This is a genomic window from Bacillus sp. FSL R9-9834, assembly GCF_038006905.1.
GTDB lineage: Bacteria > Bacillota > Bacilli > Bacillales > Bacillaceae_G > Bacillus_A > Bacillus_A pacificus.
Genome location: NZ_JBBOWD010000001.1, coordinates 2,180,134 through 2,199,257, shown reverse-complemented (window position 1 = coordinate 2,199,257; position 19,124 = coordinate 2,180,134). Strand labels below are relative to the sequence as shown.

The 19,124-nt window shown below is 33.6% G+C and carries 23 protein-coding genes and 1 pseudogene; 4 read left to right on the top strand and 20 right to left on the bottom strand.

Annotation, left to right across the window (positions count from 1 at the left end; genetic code table 11):
* Nucleotides 1-15: 15 nt before the first annotated feature.
* The 5 genes from MKY00_RS11400 to MKY00_RS11380 all read right to left on the bottom strand — a co-directional run bounded on the left by MKY00_RS11400 (nucleotide 16) and on the right by MKY00_RS11380 (nucleotide 3,818).
* Nucleotides 16-255: a serine hydrolase gene (locus tag MKY00_RS11400; protein ID WP_260665281.1), complete on the bottom strand. Its 240-nt coding sequence runs from the start codon at nucleotides 253-255 to the stop codon at nucleotides 16-18.
* 9 nt (nucleotides 256-264) lie between these two features.
* On the bottom strand, nucleotides 265-900 hold the full coding sequence (locus MKY00_RS11395) for a response regulator (protein WP_000694641.1): 636 nt from the start codon (nucleotides 898-900) through the stop codon (nucleotides 265-267).
* A 14-nt stretch (nucleotides 901-914) separates the two neighbouring features.
* A complete protein-coding gene (locus tag MKY00_RS11390; protein ID WP_175574681.1) occupies nucleotides 915-2,012 on the bottom strand; it encodes a sensor histidine kinase in 1,098 nt (365 codons plus the stop codon).
* Between the two features lie 178 nt (nucleotides 2,013-2,190).
* A complete protein-coding gene (locus MKY00_RS11385; protein ID WP_016717387.1) occupies nucleotides 2,191-3,084 on the bottom strand; it encodes a mechanosensitive ion channel family protein in 894 nt (297 codons plus the stop codon).
* A 296-nt stretch (nucleotides 3,085-3,380) separates the two neighbouring features.
* A complete protein-coding gene (locus MKY00_RS11380) occupies nucleotides 3,381-3,818 on the bottom strand; it encodes an Hsp20/alpha crystallin family protein (RefSeq protein ID WP_016717386.1) in 438 nt (145 codons plus the stop codon).
* Nucleotides 3,819-4,044: 226 nt separating this feature from the next.
* Here MKY00_RS11380 and MKY00_RS11375 point away from each other — a divergent pair, with 226 nt between their 5' ends.
* The gene (locus MKY00_RS11375; protein WP_000540519.1) at nucleotides 4,045-4,494 is read left to right on the top strand and encodes an NUDIX hydrolase; all 450 of its coding nucleotides are present in this window, start codon (nucleotides 4,045-4,047) and stop codon (nucleotides 4,492-4,494) included.
* Between the two features lie 38 nt (nucleotides 4,495-4,532).
* Here MKY00_RS11375 and MKY00_RS11370 read toward each other — a convergent pair whose 3' ends face one another.
* The 9 genes and pseudogenes from MKY00_RS11370 to asnB form a co-directional block, all read right to left on the bottom strand.
* Nucleotides 4,533-5,081: a cysteine hydrolase family protein gene (locus tag MKY00_RS11370; RefSeq protein ID WP_016717385.1), complete on the bottom strand. Its 549-nt coding sequence runs from the start codon at nucleotides 5,079-5,081 to the stop codon at nucleotides 4,533-4,535.
* A 420-nt stretch (nucleotides 5,082-5,501) separates the two neighbouring features.
* Entirely contained in the window at nucleotides 5,502-5,990 is a 489-nt protein-coding gene (locus MKY00_RS11365; protein ID WP_000713485.1) for a hypothetical protein, read from the bottom strand.
* Nucleotides 5,991-6,258: 268 nt separating this feature from the next.
* Nucleotides 6,259-6,906 carry a nitroreductase family protein gene (locus tag MKY00_RS11360; protein WP_001105292.1) on the bottom strand — a complete coding sequence of 216 codons (648 nt, stop codon included), beginning with the start codon at nucleotides 6,904-6,906 and terminating at the stop codon, nucleotides 6,259-6,261.
* Nucleotides 6,907-7,004: 98 nt separating this feature from the next.
* Entirely contained in the window at nucleotides 7,005-7,880 is an 876-nt protein-coding gene (gene dat / locus MKY00_RS11355; RefSeq protein WP_000648394.1) for a D-amino-acid transaminase, read from the bottom strand.
* A 131-nt stretch (nucleotides 7,881-8,011) separates the two neighbouring features.
* On the bottom strand, nucleotides 8,012-8,977 hold the full coding sequence (locus tag MKY00_RS11350; RefSeq protein WP_000198716.1) for an ABC transporter substrate-binding protein: 966 nt from the start codon (nucleotides 8,975-8,977) through the stop codon (nucleotides 8,012-8,014).
* 137 nt (nucleotides 8,978-9,114) lie between these two features.
* Nucleotides 9,115-9,213 (bottom strand): annotated as a pseudogene (locus MKY00_RS30175) (phosphatase PAP2 family protein); the annotation flags it as partial.
* Between the two features lie 4 nt (nucleotides 9,214-9,217).
* Nucleotides 9,218-9,547, bottom strand: a complete 330-nt coding sequence (locus MKY00_RS11345; RefSeq protein ID WP_000200470.1) for a hypothetical protein — start codon at nucleotides 9,545-9,547, stop codon at nucleotides 9,218-9,220.
* Between the two features lie 48 nt (nucleotides 9,548-9,595).
* Nucleotides 9,596-9,955 carry a GNAT family N-acetyltransferase gene (locus tag MKY00_RS11340; RefSeq protein ID WP_000627505.1) on the bottom strand — a complete coding sequence of 120 codons (360 nt, stop codon included), beginning with the start codon at nucleotides 9,953-9,955 and terminating at the stop codon, nucleotides 9,596-9,598.
* 93 nt (nucleotides 9,956-10,048) lie between these two features.
* The gene (gene asnB, locus MKY00_RS11335) at nucleotides 10,049-11,950 is read right to left on the bottom strand and encodes an asparagine synthase (glutamine-hydrolyzing) (RefSeq protein ID WP_000333816.1); all 1,902 of its coding nucleotides are present in this window, start codon (nucleotides 11,948-11,950) and stop codon (nucleotides 10,049-10,051) included.
* A 217-nt stretch (nucleotides 11,951-12,167) separates the two neighbouring features.
* On the opposite strand from asnB, the gene MKY00_RS11330 reads away from it, so the two are divergent.
* Nucleotides 12,168-12,629, top strand: a complete 462-nt coding sequence (locus MKY00_RS11330) for an Hsp20/alpha crystallin family protein (RefSeq protein WP_001288082.1) — start codon at nucleotides 12,168-12,170, stop codon at nucleotides 12,627-12,629.
* Nucleotides 12,630-12,667: 38 nt separating this feature from the next.
* Here the strand turns inward: MKY00_RS11330 and MKY00_RS11325 are convergent, their stop codons facing one another.
* Nucleotides 12,668-13,255 carry an SCO family protein gene (locus tag MKY00_RS11325; RefSeq protein WP_016717384.1) on the bottom strand — a complete coding sequence of 196 codons (588 nt, stop codon included), beginning with the start codon at nucleotides 13,253-13,255 and terminating at the stop codon, nucleotides 12,668-12,670.
* Between the two features lie 335 nt (nucleotides 13,256-13,590).
* On the opposite strand from MKY00_RS11325, the gene MKY00_RS11320 reads away from it, so the two are divergent.
* Nucleotides 13,591-14,565, top strand: coding sequence for an MBL fold metallo-hydrolase (locus tag MKY00_RS11320; protein ID WP_016717383.1), 975 nt, complete (start codon nucleotides 13,591-13,593; stop codon nucleotides 14,563-14,565).
* A 198-nt stretch (nucleotides 14,566-14,763) separates the two neighbouring features.
* Here the strand turns inward: MKY00_RS11320 and MKY00_RS11315 are convergent, their stop codons facing one another.
* The 4 genes from MKY00_RS11315 to MKY00_RS11300 all read right to left on the bottom strand — a co-directional run bounded on the left by MKY00_RS11315 (nucleotide 14,764) and on the right by MKY00_RS11300 (nucleotide 17,476).
* A complete protein-coding gene (locus MKY00_RS11315; protein WP_011040282.1) occupies nucleotides 14,764-15,606 on the bottom strand; it encodes a DegV family protein in 843 nt (280 codons plus the stop codon).
* 152 nt (nucleotides 15,607-15,758) lie between these two features.
* Nucleotides 15,759-16,010: a DUF2535 family protein gene (locus tag MKY00_RS11310; protein WP_000629015.1), complete on the bottom strand. Its 252-nt coding sequence runs from the start codon at nucleotides 16,008-16,010 to the stop codon at nucleotides 15,759-15,761.
* A 494-nt stretch (nucleotides 16,011-16,504) separates the two neighbouring features.
* Nucleotides 16,505-17,248, bottom strand: coding sequence for a twin-arginine translocase subunit TatC (gene tatC, locus MKY00_RS11305; protein ID WP_000390138.1), 744 nt, complete (start codon nucleotides 17,246-17,248; stop codon nucleotides 16,505-16,507).
* Nucleotides 17,249-17,290: 42 nt separating this feature from the next.
* Entirely contained in the window at nucleotides 17,291-17,476 is a 186-nt protein-coding gene (locus MKY00_RS11300; RefSeq protein ID WP_000492443.1) for a twin-arginine translocase TatA/TatE family subunit, read from the bottom strand.
* Nucleotides 17,477-17,689: 213 nt separating this feature from the next.
* Here MKY00_RS11300 and trhA point away from each other — a divergent pair, with 213 nt between their 5' ends.
* The gene (gene trhA, locus MKY00_RS11295) at nucleotides 17,690-18,349 is read left to right on the top strand and encodes a PAQR family membrane homeostasis protein TrhA (RefSeq protein ID WP_000136895.1); all 660 of its coding nucleotides are present in this window, start codon (nucleotides 17,690-17,692) and stop codon (nucleotides 18,347-18,349) included.
* Between the two features lie 38 nt (nucleotides 18,350-18,387).
* Here the strand turns inward: trhA and MKY00_RS11290 are convergent, their stop codons facing one another.
* Nucleotides 18,388-19,107, bottom strand: a complete 720-nt coding sequence (locus MKY00_RS11290; RefSeq protein WP_000616585.1) for a lysophospholipid acyltransferase family protein — start codon at nucleotides 19,105-19,107, stop codon at nucleotides 18,388-18,390.
* Nucleotides 19,108-19,124: the final 17 nt, after the last annotated feature.

The window sequence follows — 19,124 nt, the reverse complement described above, 5'->3', positions numbered from 1 at the left end:
TTGAAATTGAGTCTTCTACCGAGAGAATCCACGTTCTTCTAATTGTAAAATTGCTGTACTGGTAAACCCTTTCGTTAATGAACCAATTCGAAATTTTGTATCAATAGTATGAGGAATGTTAAATGTGAAATTCGCTGTTCCAAATGCTTCACTTAACAATATTTCATCATTTTTTGCAATTAGTACCGTACCATTAAAATAACTAGCCTCAGACAAACTTGACATGTACCGCTGTAATGTAGTCCTTACTTTCATACACTCCTCCTAAATAACCCCATATTTCACCGCATATAATGCAGCTTGCGTACGATCATCTACTTCTAATTTAGCTAAAACATTTGAAACATGTGTTTTTACAGTTTGTTCTGTAATATGAAGCACTGCTGCAATTTCTTTATTACTTCGCCCTTGCGCAATTTCACGAAGTACTTCTTGTTCTCTTTTCGTTAACATAGAAAAAGGGTTTTCTTTTTCTTTCTTGACTACTGATCGTCCTAATAGTGCTGGTGTTACTTTCGGATGAAAATTCGTATTTCCTTCATGTACTGCAATAATAGAAGCTACAAGTTGCTCAGGTTGTACTTCTTTTAATTGATAACCATCTGCTCCGGCTTCAAGTGCTGGTAAAACATAATCTTGCTCTGAAAAACTGCTTAATATTAGTATCTTTATCGTTTCATCATATTGTTTTATTCGTTTTGTTGCTTCGATGCCATCCATCTTCGGCATTGATAGATCCATTAATACTACATCTGGCCTTTTTGTTTGGACGAATGTTAACGCATCTTCTCCATTTTCTGCTTCCCCAACAATTTCAAATTCTTCTCTCGTTTTCAAAAAGAATACAAGTCCTCTTCGAACGATATGATGATCCTCAACTAGTAGTAATTTAATTTTCAACCTTCTTCTCCCCTTCAAACTGGCAATTGAATTTCAATTTTCGTCCCCTTTTTCAGCTCCGTTTTTATTTGAAATGATCCCCTCATTAACTGAATACGTTCCTTCATACTTTTTAAGCCGAGTGCTGACTCTCGTACCTGATCTTGTATAAATCCTATTCCGTTATCCTCTATGCAAAAATATAACTCGTTATCTTCTATTTTTAAAAGAACATGTACCTTTTCACACGAAGCATGTTTTTTACAATTATGTATCGCTTCTTGACTAATACGCCATAAAACTTCTTCTATTTCATCACCAATTGAAACCATTCCATCAATTCGAACTTCCACGTGAATTCCTAACAACTTTCCGTAATTTTTAATTGCTTCAGCTAACCCTTTCTCTAATCCTTCCGGTCTTAATTGCCAAATCAAGAGTGTCATCTCTTGTAATGCTTCCTGTGATAATTCTCCAATATAGCTCAACATCTCTTGCAAGTCTCTATCTTGCGTCATATTTAGCGTACCTTTTGCGGTTAACATGATAGAAAATAACAATTGTTTTACTGAATCATGTAAATCACGTGCAAGTCGATTTCGTTCTGCTACAACTACATATTTACGTTCTTTCTCTACTAATTGAATACGTTGTATAGTTGTTCCTATTTGAAATGCAATTGATTCTAATAATGCTAATTCTTCCTCTGAAAAATGTGTTTTTTGAGGAGAGGCGACATTTAATAGACCAAACTTCTCCGATCCAGACCTAAGAGGAATTGTCGCATGGTGCGTAACATTTTCGGTATCTCCCCAATTACATTCAATCGCATCCTCTATTCGCTTACATTCAATAATATTTGTCGCCTTTTCCAATCTGCCATTCACAAAACGCTCTACACACCAACAATTTCCTTCACACATCGGCTTCTTCTCTTGCCACGTAAGAGCTGGCGGTAAGTTTTCATCCACAAGCATACGGTGCTTTCCACTTTCATCAATAAAAAAGATCCAGCCTGTTTGCAAATTCATAACTTGTAACAATGTATGTAACACTTTTTCCAACATGTCTTGTAAGTCTGTTGCTTCATTTAATAATTCAGCAATTGCTTTTAATGCCTCTAAACGATGCATCTCTTTTTCTTCAAAGTTCATTTTCATCACCATCTATCATTATAACATTAAGAAATTTCTAAATTCTACAAATTAAAAAGAACTGAATTTCTTCAGCTCTTTGTTTATATCGATCATTTTATTATTATTTTTCTATCCAATGTTGAAAGCAGCATTTCCGTTACCAAACTATTCTACTTTAGCTGTCCGATACAGATTGTCCGCTATAGGTATGCTGTAAACTTTCAGTAGTAACGACCATATTTGCTGCTGGCATTTGTACTCGATTCTTATGAAATATAGACATTAATTCAAATCTTACTTGTCTAGAAGTTTCAAAATAATCTTCTGGCTTTATTAAACCTGTAATACAAAATTCATATCCAACGTATTTCAGATTCGGATTTAAATCTGTAACACCTACATATTTAAAAGGTTCAACAGCTTCATCCTCTACTTTATAAAGACTTGAGGCCAATTTTTCATTACAGTTCACACAAACTTCCTCTAACAATTCCTTAACTCTTGTCGGATCTTCCTGATAACTTACCGTAATTCGTTCAATTACGCGCATCCAGCCTTTATTAAAATTTTGTATCGTTCTAATCTCTCCGTGTGGTATGGTAAGGAGTTTTCCTGACCATTCACGAATTTGCATAAAACGAATACTAATTTCCTCAATCGTTCCTGAGTTTGTTCCGTTAAAAGTAACAAAATCGCCAACACGAAACTCTTTGTCCGCTAATCTCGCAAAGCCTAATATAACATCTTTCAGCATCTGTTGTGCAGCAAAACCGATAACAACCCCCGCTATCCCTGCGCCTGCAATGATACTTTTTATATCTACAAATTGGCTAATTAAATATATGATTAGACTAATGATAATGATATATCTAAAAATAGATCGAATCACACTTTGAATCGTTTGCTCTACCTCTTCATCAAAAAAGCTTGATTTCCTAAAAAACCAATCAATAATGCGGTTTATGACAAATGAAATAATGATTAGAACGAAAGCAAATAGTAAAAATCTTAAAAGTAAAAACTCTCTTACATAATTAAAAAATTCTTCAGTATACGTTAATAAACTCATCTAACCACTTCCTTACTAATTAAAAAATTCATAATCGTCTCAGTTTGTTCTAGAACAATCTATTATCTACTCTAAAATGCTGCTACCCTTACTATGTATTTTGGCTTTATTACTAATTCACTTTAAACAGTATGTCTAGCTGTTCTTTTCCTTTCCCTTTAAATATACCCTTTTTAATAACCTAAGGGGAGCTAATCGTGAAATTTTTTAAACGTTAAAACTTTATTCTACTCATTACGATTTCAACTAATTTATTCATTAACTAGATAAAAAAAGAGCTGAATTTATCAGCTCTTTTATTCGATATTAATTGTTGTTTTACTGTTTTTTTCTTCTTTCAATTTTGGCAATTCAATTGTCAGTACGCCATCTTTATAATTTGCTTTAACATTTTCTTCCTCAACTTGTTGAAAATTAAAGCGTCGAGTTACAGAACCTATAGAACGTTCTTTACGAATATATATGCCATTCTCATTTTTTTCTTCCACTTCATTATGATTAGTTGCTTGAATCGTTAATACATCTTGTTCAAATTCAACTCGAATGTTTTCTTTTTGAAAACCAGGTAAATCTGCTTTTACTGTATATTTATCAGACTGTTCATGAACATCTACTTTAAAAGTATCCATGTTCATCGGTTTAAAGAAAGCATCTGTCATCCCTTCTAATAAAGAAGGCCCAAAATCAAAAATACCATTTTGACGTTTTGTTATCTCTGGAAATAAATTACGCATATTTTTTCCTCCTTATTATTTATGAATGAAAGATTATCTCTTTCTATCTTTATTATAACACTTGGTCAAAAAAGGTCAAAGATTTTGTTTGACCTTTTTTGATGTATATTTTACCAAATAAAACAAATAGGTTATAGGACATCTCTCCCTCTTATAAAGAGGAAAATATTTACACAACAACAAATAGTATATTTGCTCTTATTTTTTCTTACGGAGGTTACATACAATGGGATATATTGAAGAACTTAGAAAAGTTGTCGGATCAAGACCACTCAATCTAGCAGGAGTTGCTGTAGCTGTTTTCAATAAACAAGGACAAATATTACTTCAACAAAGGCAGAATGGTATTTGGGGTGTCCCTGGTGGATTCGTTGAACTTGGTGAATCAACAGAAGAAGCTGGGAGACGAGAAGTGTTCGAAGAAACAGGGATTGAAATAGGAACCTTACAGTTAATAAGCGTATTTTCTGGAAAAGAATTTTTTGTAAAATTACCAAACGGGGATGAGTTTTATCCTATAACAATCGCATATCTTTGCAAAGACATTAAAGGCGGCTTGCTAAAAGCTGATGGGATCGAATCATTAAGTGTACAATTTTTTGATTTCGATAAGCTACCAGAAAATATTAGCCCATTTATAAAAAAATTAATTGAGCAAAACCTCGTCTCAATTTAAACGTAAAAAGAGACCTTTTTTTAAAGGCCTCTTTTTTTTCACTTCACTTCTGCGTTTAAGCAAGATTTAAAATGTCCAAGTGCAAATTCATGCCCTTGCGCACTAAAAGATGCAACTGCCTTTTCATAAACTACAATTTTAAATCCTTTGTTATAAGCATCTACGGCTGTGTGAAGAACACAAATATCAGTACAAACCCCTACAAGATGCACTTCTTCTATTCCTCTTTCTCGTAACTTCATCTCTAGGTCTGTTCCTGCAAATGCACTATATCGCGTTTTATCCATGTAATATACATTCTCTGCATCTTTATATGTTTCGTACACATCTTGTAATTCACCAAACAAATCTCTTCCATTTGTACCCGTTATGTTATGAGGCGGGAATAATTTTGATTCAGGATGATATACATCATTTTCTTCATGTTTATCGATCGCAAAGACAACATAATCTCCATTTTCAATATATTGCTTCGTTAAATGGACAATTTCCTTCTCAATTTCTTGGCCTGGCTTACCGCAAGTTAAAGCACCTTTCTCTGCTACAAAATCATATGTATAATCAATATTTATAAGAGCTCGTTTCATTACTATCTCTCCTTCTCCTGTTTCACAGTAAACAATAGAAAATTTGTTATTACGACATCGTACGTACTATTCGACATTTCAAATGAAATACCTACATTTTTCTTCTGAAACTTACCTTATTCCGAGTTTATCATATAATAGCTAAACAATGGTAAAACAAATAGACCCTATCGATAAGTCATAAATTTGATAATGGAGCGTAACTTGCATCATAAACCAAATTACTGACATCATCATATTAATCAAGAAGATAAAAATATACCGGTTCACCTCTTCAACCGCTTTTTCTGTCATAGTAGTAACAAGTGATCTCTTCCTAATTTAATCATATTAGAAAACGAAACAAGTGATTCACTATTACATCCTCTAGTATAAACAAAAAAGCACACTACTTTTTGAGTAATGTACTTTTTATTCTTCTTATGACGCTGGTTTTGTTTCGAATGTTGCTTGATTAAAACTAATAACCTTTCCTTTCGGGTCATTGTTTTCATACTGAACTGCCGTAATCGTATGACTACCTGTTTCAAGCGTCTTTTCTTTTAATTGTACTGTTGTCTGTGTTGTACTAGTTACTTGATATTTATCTGCAAACACTCGATCTACAAATACGAATGTTTCTTTATCATTTTGAAAATTTGAGAGCTCTAATTCAACGTGTTGAATTAAAGTATCCTTTTTAATGAATACAGCTGGTATATTACCATTCTCAGAAGTACCGTCTGGTGTAATAACTTTTACTTTTCCTTCTCCGACTGGCACTGCTCCTTCAGGAAATACTACTATATTCTCATTACTTGCGTTTACAACTCTTTCTTCCTGCTTTGATTGTGCACCCTCTTTTTCTTGTGGAGCGCCGCAACCGGCTAATAACAATACAGACAATCCAGTGATTATGAATTTTTTCAAAATTCATCCCCCCTGTCATTTCATTATAATTTATTATACAAAAATAACTTTTAAATTTTAAAACTATTTTCAACACTTTCATGAACAAATAGAATATTGCTCACGATTAATGTATCATACTTTCCTTAATAGAACATTAATTTTTTTATGAAATAAATTGGGATAAATAGTAATTCCCTCTTATCTATCATTTTAGCCTAACAGATTAATTACATACCTATCCAAAATAAAAAGACATTGTTTATTCAATGTCCTTTTATTTTGAGCTTTAAAAAACAAATGTTGTAATCTCATCTACTTCTTTTCTTGGAAGTTTCTTCGGCTTATCTTTCGGAAAACCGAGCGATATAACCATATTTATTTGCTTTTCAGGCTCAATTTGTAAATATTGTCGTAGTTCATCTTGAGCTAACAATACCGGTCCTGTCATTGGGCATGTACCAAGCCCCTTCGCATGTGCAGCCAACATTAAGTTTTGTGCCGCTAAACAACTGCTCTTAATTCCTTCTTCTTCCCAAACTGAATCTGGAACAAAAGCAATCGGATCAAATATCTTTTCACGAAACTTTGATTCATATGGCGTTGCCAAACATACGATTAATACTGGTGCCTCCGAGAAAGCTGTTGCATATGGTCCAAAAGAACGTGTAAGTAATTTCCCCGCTTTCTCTTCTCCGTTTTTTGCCGCTTTTGCCGCAAGTTTATGTAATGCATCCCATGTCATTTGTTCAATTTCTTTAATTTTCTCTCGGTTCATAATGACCAAGAACTCCCAAGTTTGTGAGTTTGTATCACTCGGTGCATAACGAGCACAATCAATAATATCTTTTATATCACTAGTGGCTACTTCTTGTTCCGTGAACTTTCTAACACTTCGTCTACCGTGAATTACTTCTTTAAAATCTTCATAATTCATACATTAAATCCCCTTTTTACAGCGTTTTCAAATCTTGTCCTATGCTTGAATTATATCATGAAAAAAAGCTGGAGTAATACCAGCTTTTTTCTTCAATATTAGTTCGTAACTTTAAACAAACGAATACTTTCTTCATATGCAACTTGGAGTTTCTTTGTAATCGGTCCTCTTTCGCCTTTTCCGAACTGCTCGTCACCAATTTGAACGACTGGGAATATTTCAAGTGGCGTCGCTGTGAAGAAGCATTCATCGGCCTCATACACTTCTTGAAGTGAAAATTCTCTTTCTTCTACTTCGATATGTAACTCTTTCGCTAATGTAATAACGTAGTGACGTGTAATGCCGTGTAGAATGAAATTGTCAGCCGGATGTGTAATCAATTTATTATTTTTCACCATAAAGAAATTTGAATGACACCCTTCCGTTACAATTCCTTCTCGTACTAATATCGCTTCTTGATAGCCTTGTTCGTTTATTTTATTTTTAATCATAATATTAGGTAGCAGATTTAAGGATTTTATATGACAAAACTTCCAGCGTATATCCTCTTCTACAGTAACTTTTATTCCTCGTTCCATAGCCGTGATTGGCCTTGGAAAAGAAACAATGTTTGCAAAATATGTTGGTTGCATATTTGACTCATATACATGATTACGTGCTTGAGCACCTCTTGATATTTGCAAATATACATTACCATCTTCTTGAAATTGATTTTTTTCAATCATTTGATATAACTCTTCCACTAACTCTTCCTTAGTAAACGGTGGAATTAATTTTATTTCTTCCATAGAATGAAAGAATCGTTCTAAATGTAAATCTAATAAATGTGGCTTCCCATCATATAGTCTGAATACCTCGTATATACCATCACCAAATTGAAAGCCTCTCTCCTCTAATGGAATCATCGGCTGTTCTTCCTTCGTATTTACAATTCTTCCGTTAAATAAAACCCAATCTTTATGAGTAGCTTTCATTTATTCCCACTCCTTTATTTCATGATTATTTTAATTGTACAACTTATGCACACTCAAAAGAAGGAATTTTCTGTATTTTAACAAAATAAAAAGTGCATCACCTATTTAAAGTGATGCACTAGATTATTCATTTACTTCAGAAAATATTTTTCAATATCATCTAACATAAGATTTGCAGCTACAATACCACCTGCTGTATTCCAAATCACTTCATCTACTTGGAATACTTTATTATCTTTAGAAGCCTGCAGTTGTTTAAATAGTGGATCTTCTGTCCATTCTTTTGCTAATGTATTTCCTTCATTATTCTTATCCGCGTCTTTATCAGATGTGAAATAGAATAAATAATCCCCGTCCATATTTGGAATTTGCTCTTTTGTAATTCCTTTAATTGCAAATTCATCTTTATCTTGTAATGGTGGTCGTTTAAATCCAATATCATTTAATACAACACCTGAGAATGAATTTTTTTGATAAATACGAACATCACCAGGGACGAAGCGAATAATTGAAACTTTAGAATTAATTTTATCACCTAATTGTCCTTTTATTGCTGCAATACGCTTTTTATAATCATTTAGAGCATTTTGCCCTTCTTTTTCTTTATTTACAGCTTTTGTATAAAGTGTGAAGTTTTCTTTCCAATCACCGCGTAATGTTTCAGCATATACTGTTGGCGCGATTTCTTTTAACTGCTCGTATATTTTTTCGTGACGCATTTTATTTCCGATAATTAAATCCGGCTGAAGCTTCATTACTGCTTCTAAATTAATGTCACGCTCAGTTCCTACTACTTTCGTATTTTTTAACTCTTTCGCTAAATGAGGATACCATTCATCACCAGCTCGTGGTTTCGTCGTTCCAACTGGCGTTACTCCAACAGTTAAAAGTGCCTCAGCACCCTCATTTGTTAAAACAACAACTCTTTTTGGCGTACCATTTACTGTCGTTTCGCCCATTGCATGCTTTATACTATAAGAATCTTTTGCCTTTACTAATGTATCTTTATCTTTCTTCTCTTCTTCTTTACCGCACCCTGCGATTACGACCATTAGTAACATAACGCAAAGTATAAGAATATTTTTAGTGCGTGTCATAAGCCCTCCTAGATGAAATTGATTATCATTTACACTTAAAGATTAATGTATATCTCATACATTGTCAATAGATATATCAGAAAACTTTTTCAATATATATAATTCCGCCCTCATTTTTATTCAAAATATTTTTGTACCTATTTACTACTCAAATTTTTTAAGCGTAACATGTAAAAAAGTAATGGGCATAAGAAAGTAATTGTAATTCCAGTCAATACATAACGTAAATAAAAAACCGCCTTATGTAAGGCGGTTTCTATCATTTTGCTTTAACCAATTTAATATAAATATATACGATTGATAGTGAATATAACGTATGCAAAATAAAAGAAATAAAAGGGCTATGCCAGTGGTACTATACAGCAAACCGAACTTTAAAAAAACATTTAAAAGAGGTGGAAAGTTCGTTATGTTTTGTAATGTAAGTAGCATACAAAACAAAAGGAAAAACACTGGAGCATATTGTAATTCATACGGCTTTCTCTTCTTATTCATTCTTTTTCGAATAAACATATGGCTTAGCTCCGCTACTAAAAAACACCCTCCAATTAATACAAGACCAGAAGTCATCGTCATACATCCACCTGCCTTATATTTATCCCGCATAACTACTCATCGCTATATTTTCTTCACATATATTCCGTCTTCCACATTAAATCCAAAGCTCTCTATGAAAGATTTCACTGGTTCTGTTAATTCCGTTTGTAATACCTTTATCTCTTTCACATTTCTTTCTTTCATCATCATTTCAAATGTGAAATATGTATTTGTCCCATAACCGTAACTTTGATAGTCAAAGTGAATAATTAACTGAGATAAAATCGCAGTCTCCCCTTGAACACGATAATCTATTACACCAATATATGTATCATCGACTTTCACACAATACTGTACCTGTTTCTCACTTAAACTATGTGAGCGAAACATTTCTTTTACAACGTTTTCATTTTCTACAGTTACTTTTTCAAACGTAATCATATGTTGTCCATCCTTTTACTATTATTGTATCAATAATACGTCCTATTTATGAAAAAAACCTTAAGACCATATACGATCTTAAGGTTTTTCTAATTAAACTAAGCTATAGGCACGTTTCGTTTCTTCGTGGAACTTATTCGTATCGTATTTATGCTCAACATAAATTTGATGCCATACCATAAACGCAAGTACAGTCCAAATTTTACGGCTATAATCGCCTTTATCTGCACAATGTGCTTCCAGTAAGTTTAATACATACTGTTTGTCGATTAAATGCTCTGTCTTACTCTCGTTTATAATATTGATAGCCCAATCATGCATTTCGTCTTTTAACCAGTGACGAATTGGTACTGGGAATCCAAGTTTTTTACGATCTAATACGTGATCTGGAACGATTCCGCGTGCTGCTTCACGTAAAATAGCTTTCGTAGTTCCGTTAGCAATCTTAAATTCAGTTGGAATTTTAGATGCAACATCGAATACTTCTTTATCTAAGAACGGTACACGAAGTTCTAATGAGTTTGCCATTGTCATTTTATCAGCTTTTAATAAAATGTCACCGCGTAACCATGTGAACATGTCAATGTACTGCATTTTGCTTACATCATCATAATCTTTAATTTCGTTATACAATGGTTTCGTGATATCCATATAGTTAACACTTTCATTGTAATACTTCATTAATTCAGCTTTCTCTTCTTCACGGAAGATTTTCGCGTTTCCATAGTAACGCTCTTCAATTGGCGTACATCCACGCTCTAGGAAGCTCTTTCCTTTAAAGCCTTCTTTAAGAGCACCACTTAGTGCTTTTAGAACGCTCTTACCTGGGCTAGGAATGTAAGAGAACATTTTCAGTGAGTTTGGCTCACGATAAATGTTATAACCACCAAATAGCTCGTCTGCACCTTCGCCTGAAAGAACAACTGTTACATGCTTACGTGCTTCTTTAGCAACGAAGTACAACGGTACAGCTGCTGGATCTGCTAAAGGATCATCCATATGCCAAATGATTTTTGGGAACTCATCCATAAACTCTTTCGCTGAAATGAATACGTTATGGTTTTTAACGCCTAATTTCTCAGCAGTTTCTTTCGCAACATCAACTTCACTGAAACCACGTTGCTCAAACCCAACAGAGAATGTTAAAAGATTTGGATTCATTTCTCTTGCGATAGAAGCGATGATAGATGAATCGATACCACCAGATAAGAATGAACCTACTGGTACATCACTGCGCATATGCACTTTTACTGAATCATATAACACATCACGAATTGCTTGGATATGCTCCTCTTTCGTTGCACTTGAAGCATTGAAATAAGGTTTCCAGTAGCGATGGATTTCCATCTCTTTACCGATTTCTTTTACGAAATAATGACCAGGTTCGATTTTATTAACATCAATTGTTAATGTTTCTGGCTCTGGACCATATTGGTACGTAAAATAATGTTGTAATGACGTTGGGTTAACGCCTTTATCTTCCATCACATGCATAATACTTTTCTTCTCAGATGCGAAGAATGTAGTATCACCTTGTTGTGCGATGTATAAAGGTTTAATACCGAAGTGGTCACGTGCACCGAAAAGTTTCTTTTCTTCACGATCCCAAATCATAAATGCAAACATACCACGAAGGTAGTCTACACATTTTTCTTTCATATGTGCATACAATGCAATGATAACTTCTGTATCAGATTGCGTTGCAAACGTTGCACCTTTTTCAAGTAACATTTCACGTAATTCTACATAGTTGTAAATTTCACCATTAAAAATAATTACATATCGATCATTTTCATAAGTTAGCGGCTGATGTCCTGCCTCTAAGTCAATGATACTTAAACGGCGGAAGCCAAATTGTACATGCTCATCACGAAAATATCCTTCGTCATCTGGACCACGGTGGAAAATCATCGTGTTCATATTTTCAAATTGATGTTTTTCTGTTTCTGAAAACTCTCTAGGGTTTTCACATAAACATCCTACAAAACCACACATACTTCTTACCCTCTTTCAGTTTTCATTCTGTCTCTATACTACTATATCAACCCTATTTATACTAGCATAATCAACTGAATATGGCGACCAAAAACTATAAAAAAATCACTCCATTTCACATTTTTAACAATTTTTTATGAAAACATGAAAATTAGGCAATCACCTTTCTCCGCTTTTGTCATATGATATTGCAAATTGATTTCTAGGAGGGAATACCATGAGTGAAGAAAAAAAAGACTCTTCTCGCCCACCGGTTCGCAATTATTTAAAGCAAATTGATGATTTCTTCGAGCAAACACCACTTCGCAATGTAATTGCTGATTTAAATCATTTTTTCCAAAAAGGAAATCGTTTATTAACATTCCCTGTAGATTTATACGAAGTTGGCGAAGAACTCGTTGTTACAGCTGAACTACCAGGTATACAAAAAGAACAAATTCAAATTGAAATACAAAATGAATACTTAAAAGTCTCTGTAAAAGAAGAGATACTGGAAGAAGAAGAGCAAACATCCCATAACTATTATCGCCGAGAACGTTCCATTTCAGAAGCATCAAGATTAATTAAGTTGCCGTATTCAATTAATAAAAAAGCAGCGAAAGCTTCATATCAAAATGGCGTTTTAGAAATTCGGGCACCAAAACTTCCACAGCAACATGACATTTTATCCATAGACTAATGTAAAAAAGAAGGGTGCTTTAATCTGCACCCCTCTTTTTATTCTGCTAATCGTTTCATATCACGTATAATGTCTTCATACGGCGTATTGCTAATACCATTATACTTTTTCATTACTTTTCCGTTTTGATCAATTAAATAAAATGATGTTCCATGTATAACTTGACCATTCTCTGGTTTATCTACAAGTGATTGGAAATTATCTTTTGAAAACTTTGTAATATCTTCTAACGAATAACCTGTTAACAAGTTCCAGTTACTTGTATCTTTTGTAAACTTTTGAATGAAAGCTTTCAAGTTTTCTGGCTTATCAAGGTCAGGATCTACGCTAAATGATACAAACTGAACATCTAATTTCTCTTCCTTCGCCATTTTCTGTAATTTTGCCATATTAGCAGTCATTGGCGGACAAACTGTTTGACAGTTTGTGAACATAAAATCTGCAACCCAAACTTTCCCTTTTAAATCTTTTGTACCAAATGGCTTTCCATCTTGATTTGTAAATTGGAAAGTTTCTAAATCCCAATTTAATGGTTTACGAAGCTTTGAACCTGATCCACTACATCCAGCAAGTACAAAGAGACAAAATACAACCATAAGACCAATTATTTTTTGATAACGCTTCATTTATAAACCTCTTTTCTCTATCCTAAATTTAAATAGGCTATGCTTATCATAACAAAAGTTAACACTACGAGAAAATTGTTTACTACATTTGTTCACGAAATCGTACGAATTTACGTATGTTACTTCTTTATTTCAAGCGAATTACTAGACAAAATATATTTTTTCACTATTATTTCTCTAAATAGAAGTTGCAAAACTAATTTTATTGTTACTTTTGTAAATAGATCCCCCTATTTTTTAACAATTCCTTAAACATTCATCCATGTTATACACTGTATTCCTTAACAACATTTCGGTACAATACAATTACAACGATTTTAAATGAGGTGATGTTCATGGCAAAGCGCTATGAAAATATGGATAATGTAAGTACAAAAAAATCAATTCGCTCTTTTATACGCTGGCGTAAAGAACGAAAGCAAAACAAAAAAGATTTTTCTTTCTTAGTAGAACAATCACCCGTTAAACAAAGTGCATTTTTGCAAAGTAATATTGAAAAAACGACTGTCACATGGATTGGGCATTCCACTTTTCTTATCCAAACGAATGGACTTAATATATTAACGGATCCAGTATGGGCCAATAAATTGAAGCTAGTCTCAAGACTTACTGAACCTGGTCTTTCTATACAAGAACTACCTAAAATTGATATTGTCCTCATTTCACACGGTCATTATGATCATTTAGATTTTTCAACACTTCGCCAACTTAATGATGACGTATTATACTTAGTACCCATTGGGCTAAAAAAATTATTTACTCGTAAAAAATTCAACAATGTAGAAGAGTATAAATGGTGGGAAAGTACGACTATTGATGATGTTTCCTTTCACTTCGTACCTGCTCAGCACTGGACGAGAAGATCATTATTTGATATGAACACATCTCACTGGGGTGGATGGATTATTAAAAATGAAAATGTGGAGGAAACCATTTATTTTTGTGGAGACAGTGGCTATTTCCAAGGTTTCAAAGAAATTGGCAAACGCTTTTCAATTGATATTGCCCTTATGCCAATTGGAGCTTATGAACCAGAATGGTTTATGAAAATATCTCACGTTTCACCTGAAGAAGCAGTGCAAGCTTATTTAGATTTAAATGCTACACACTTTATACCAATGCATTACGGAGCTTTTGCACTCGCCGATGAAACACCTCGTGAGGCAATAACAAGACTTCGAAATAATTGGAATTTACGTATGTTACCGTGGGAACAACTGCATGTACTCTTTTTAGGTCAAACTTTCACTTATAATGGCGAAACACATGCTAAGAAAGTGAATGAAAAAATTAACACGTTACATGTATAACGTAACTACTTATCTTCTATATCCAACATATACTATAGAAAATCATAAAGTGAAACTTTAATTAGTGGGTGTTTTCTATGAATGAATATTTACAGACTCGCTATATCATTAGCGGGAGTGCCTGTATAGCCCTTCTTATTTCTTACTTTCTATTCACATAAAAAAGCTACTTGAAATAAATTTCAAGTAGCTTTTTTATTACTCTGCTAAATACATAAATCCGATTGCACCCGGACCTGTATGAGTACTAATAATAGGCGTTGTAAAGAAAATTTCTGATTTAGCAAATCCACTTACTTTTTCAACAGCCGCTTTTACATTTTCAGCTAAAGGAATTGCTTTCGCATGCGGAATTGCCACAGCTTTTATAACTTTCCCAGCTGTATCTTCCTCAAATAACTTAGCTAACGTTTTTACAATTTGACCTTGGCTACGCACTTTCGTTACAGGGTTATAAACACCATCTTCAAGGCTAGCAATTGGTTTTATATTAAGCAACGAACCGATAAACGCTTTTCCTTTACCGATACGCCCACCCTTCACTAAGTTTTCTAATGTATCTACTACTACATATAAACGAGTATTCTTCCTTACTTCATCTACACGTTTTAAAATTTCTTCTAGTGAGCGTCCTTCATTTGCCATTTTCGCAGCTTCAACTACTTGATATGCTAAAGCATGTGTAATAAATTGCGAATCAACAACTGTTACTTTTGTGTCGGTCATTGATGCAGCACTATTTGCAGTTGCCACAGTACCACTCATTCCACTTGTCATATGAATGGAAAGTACTTCACTTCCATCTTCACCTAACTTGTCATACATTTCTACAAATGTACCCATTGCTGGTTGTGATGTTTTTGGTAGTTCCTCTGATTTAATCATTTCTTCAATAAATTCATCTGGTTGTAGATCAACGCGATCTAAATATGTTTGTCCATTTACAGAGATTGATAATGGTAGAACATGAATGTCATATTTCTCAATTACCTCTTGTGATAAATCTGCCGTTGAATCTGTTACAATTTTAATTTTTTGCATATTATATTCTTCCCTTTCCAATACGCTCTCCTTGTTATTATACTAGTATTCCCATTGCTTTCAACAATTTGAAACGAAATTTCATTAAATTAATTATATTTTTATATCTAAAATGAAAAAGACAGAGCTCTTAACCCTGTCCCCACTCTATATCATGCATTTTTTTCAAGAGTATTTGTTTTATATACATTTAAATAATCATTCCACTTCAAACAATTTTGTAAATATTCACGGAAAGAATACGAAAATCTTGGGTGCTTTTGTTTTTGAATTTTTGCAATAAATAATTGAAGACGAGACTGTATTAGAAACGATAATGGATGCTGCGCTTGTAGGACAGGGATTTCAAATATTTTAATACACTCCCCTGTTGAATGAGTGAAATAAAAACTTTTCGTAATCACAATATCAATCCTCTTTTTCATTGGATTTTTGAACTTCTTCTACTTTACGCTGTAACACGTTGTTTAAAGTGGCGACTCCCATGAATACAAAAGTATCCTTAGACAATCTCTGTAGTCCTTATGGTTAAAAGATTTATACTCTATTCATCTTCACCTAATCCATCCCCCATCCTAAATTCCTAATAAGACAAGGACTCGTTATCCGTATATTGCTTAATATATTCAGTATAAACTTATAAAAGCGCAAAGTTTGTCTAAATTTTGGAGATTCTATAATTTTTTTCTTCTCTATATTGTATACGTTTATAACTAGAGTATAACAAATAAATAAAGTGAAACTTTAATCAGTGGGGGTTTTCTTCAGCCCCCACTGATTATTAGTTGAACCAATCGGACTTTTATGGGCAGCCCGGCCCCCACCTAACTTCTTTGCTTTCGCTAAATTTTGAGGTGGGGGTCTTACTGCCCATTAAAGTGGGATAAAAAAAGTGCCTTTATAACGAGGCACTTTTCGACTGAATTTCTTCTTCTCTTTTCTTTTTTCGCTTATTAACAATCTTTGATAAAGCGATACTAATTTCATAAATACAAATAAGCGGTACCGCAACTAAACTATGTGATAAAAAATCTGGCGGTGATATACACGATGCAATGATAATCAATGCTACGTAAGCATACCTTCTTATTTTTATTAGAAATTCCGCCGTCAATAGTCCAATACTCGTTAAAAACATTACTACTACTGGTAATTCAAAAATTACAGCAAATGGAACTGTTAAATTAAGAACAAAATGAAAATACTTTTCTGTCGTAAACATCGTATTAAACATTTCATTACCTATAGTAGTTAAAAAATGAAATAAAAACGGCATTACAACGAAATATCCAAAGCATAAACCTGCAATAAATAATATAGACAATACCGGTATATACATTAACGTCATCTTTTGTTCATTTGGATGTAAACCCGGTTTTACAAATAACCAAATTTGTATAGCAGCAAAAGGAATTGTACAAACGATAGCAAATACTGTAGCAATCGAGAAAAAAATCCACAATACATCACTTGGACCGAGAACAGTTAATTTCATTGGTAAGTCTTTTACAAGCCAAAAATAAATATCCTTCGTAAAAGTAAACCCAACAATTAAAAATAGTACAAAGGATAACACGGTATATATTACTCGTTTGCGAAGCTCAACTATATGTTCTACTACACTCATTTCCCGATCTTCCATCTCGTTCACCACACTTTATTTATCCATTTCGAAGAAAATTCATTACATTTTTTCTTTCTTTTCCTTCTCTTGAAATGCATCATCAGTCAATTCTTTCGTTGATTTTTTGAATTCTTTTAACGTTTCCCCTAAAGCCTTTCCGATTTCCGGCAATTTTTTCGGCCCAAATAAAATAAGTACAGCTACTAAAATTAAAATTAATCCTGGAAAGCCAATATTTGAAAACATTTCTCCATCCCCTTTATTAGTAGATTCCTTGTCCTACTATTACATAATTTTATTTTGTCAAAAAAGTTTGAAAACGTCAACAAATCCATTGACTTTTGTCAAAAAAATTCAAAAATATAATCAATTATACAAATTTCATTTTCTATTGCCCTTGTGTATGATATGGTAAGGGAAAAGACATATTATTTTATGATAGTAGAAAGGATTACCATTATGACTGAAAAAATGACACGAATGACACAATTTGTGAAAGAAGAAATTGCAAATGCAATTACACATGGTATCGGTGCCATTTTAAGCATCCCTGCCTTAATCATATTGATTATTCATGCCTCTAAGCATGGTACCGCATCTGCTGTTGTTGCATTTACGGTTTACGGTGTAAGCATGTTCTTACTGTACTTGTTTTCGACATTGTTACATAGCATTCACCATCCAAAAGTAGAAAAATTATTTACTATACTAGATCACTCAGCCATTTATTTATTAATCGCTGGCACATATACTCCTTTTTTACTTATTACGCTTCGTGGACCATTAGGTTGGACGTTACTCGCAATTATATGGACACTAGCAATCGGAGGTATCATCTTCAAAATTTTCTTTGTACGTCGCTTTATTAAGGCATCGACGCTATGTTATATCATAATGGGATGGCTCATAATCGTTGCTATTAAACCACTTTATGAAAATCTAACTGGACATGGTTTTTCACTACTTTTAGCAGGTGGAATTTTATATTCTGTAGGAGCTATATTCTTTCTTTGGGAAAAGTTACCTTTCAACCATGCCATTTGGCATCTTTTCGTATTAGGTGGTAGTGCGATGATGTTCTTCTGCGTACTCTTTTACGTCCTACCTACAGCATCATAAAAAAGGTTTCAGCTTAATGTAAGCTGAAACCTTTTTTATTACTTATGTAATTGTGATGCGATAACATCCTGTGTATACTTCGTTAACTCTTTAATATCCATAGTCGCATACTCTTCAGGTGTAATCGGCTTAGAAATTGTTACTGTTGCACGAGCTCGCTTCATACGATTTCCATTCGCTTCAAACATTTTATATGTCCCATCTAATGTTACAGGTAAGATTGCTACACCAGATTTTACAGCAAGATGAAAACTCCCAGCCTTAAACTCTCCAATTTCGCCACCCTTACTTCTCGTTCCTTCAGGGAAAATTACGATAGAATGTCCATTCTTCAATAGTTCAATTCCATCTTTAATCGCTTGAAGTGATTGGCGACGATCGCTACGATCCATAAATACACAATTCATAAGTTCCATCCAAGTTGGTACAACTGGAAACTTTTTAATCTCCGCTTTTGAAACGAAGCCAATTGGTTTATTTAAATAACCTAGTAAAACAGGGATATCCATATTACTCTGGTGATTACTTACAACTAGTACCGGCTTATCTTTCGGAACATTTTCAAGTCCTTTAACTTCTACTGTTCCCCCAGCTACGCGCACCATTTTCTTACCAAACCAATTTGTCGTTTTGTACACAGCGTTATCTTTTTCTTGTGGCGACATCGTATTTACTTGTCTTTTAAGACGCCACATTCTTGGTGTAATCGCAATTACGATTAAAATTAAATAAAAGATTTTAAAAAACGTTTGAATCATACAGAACCCCCACCTAT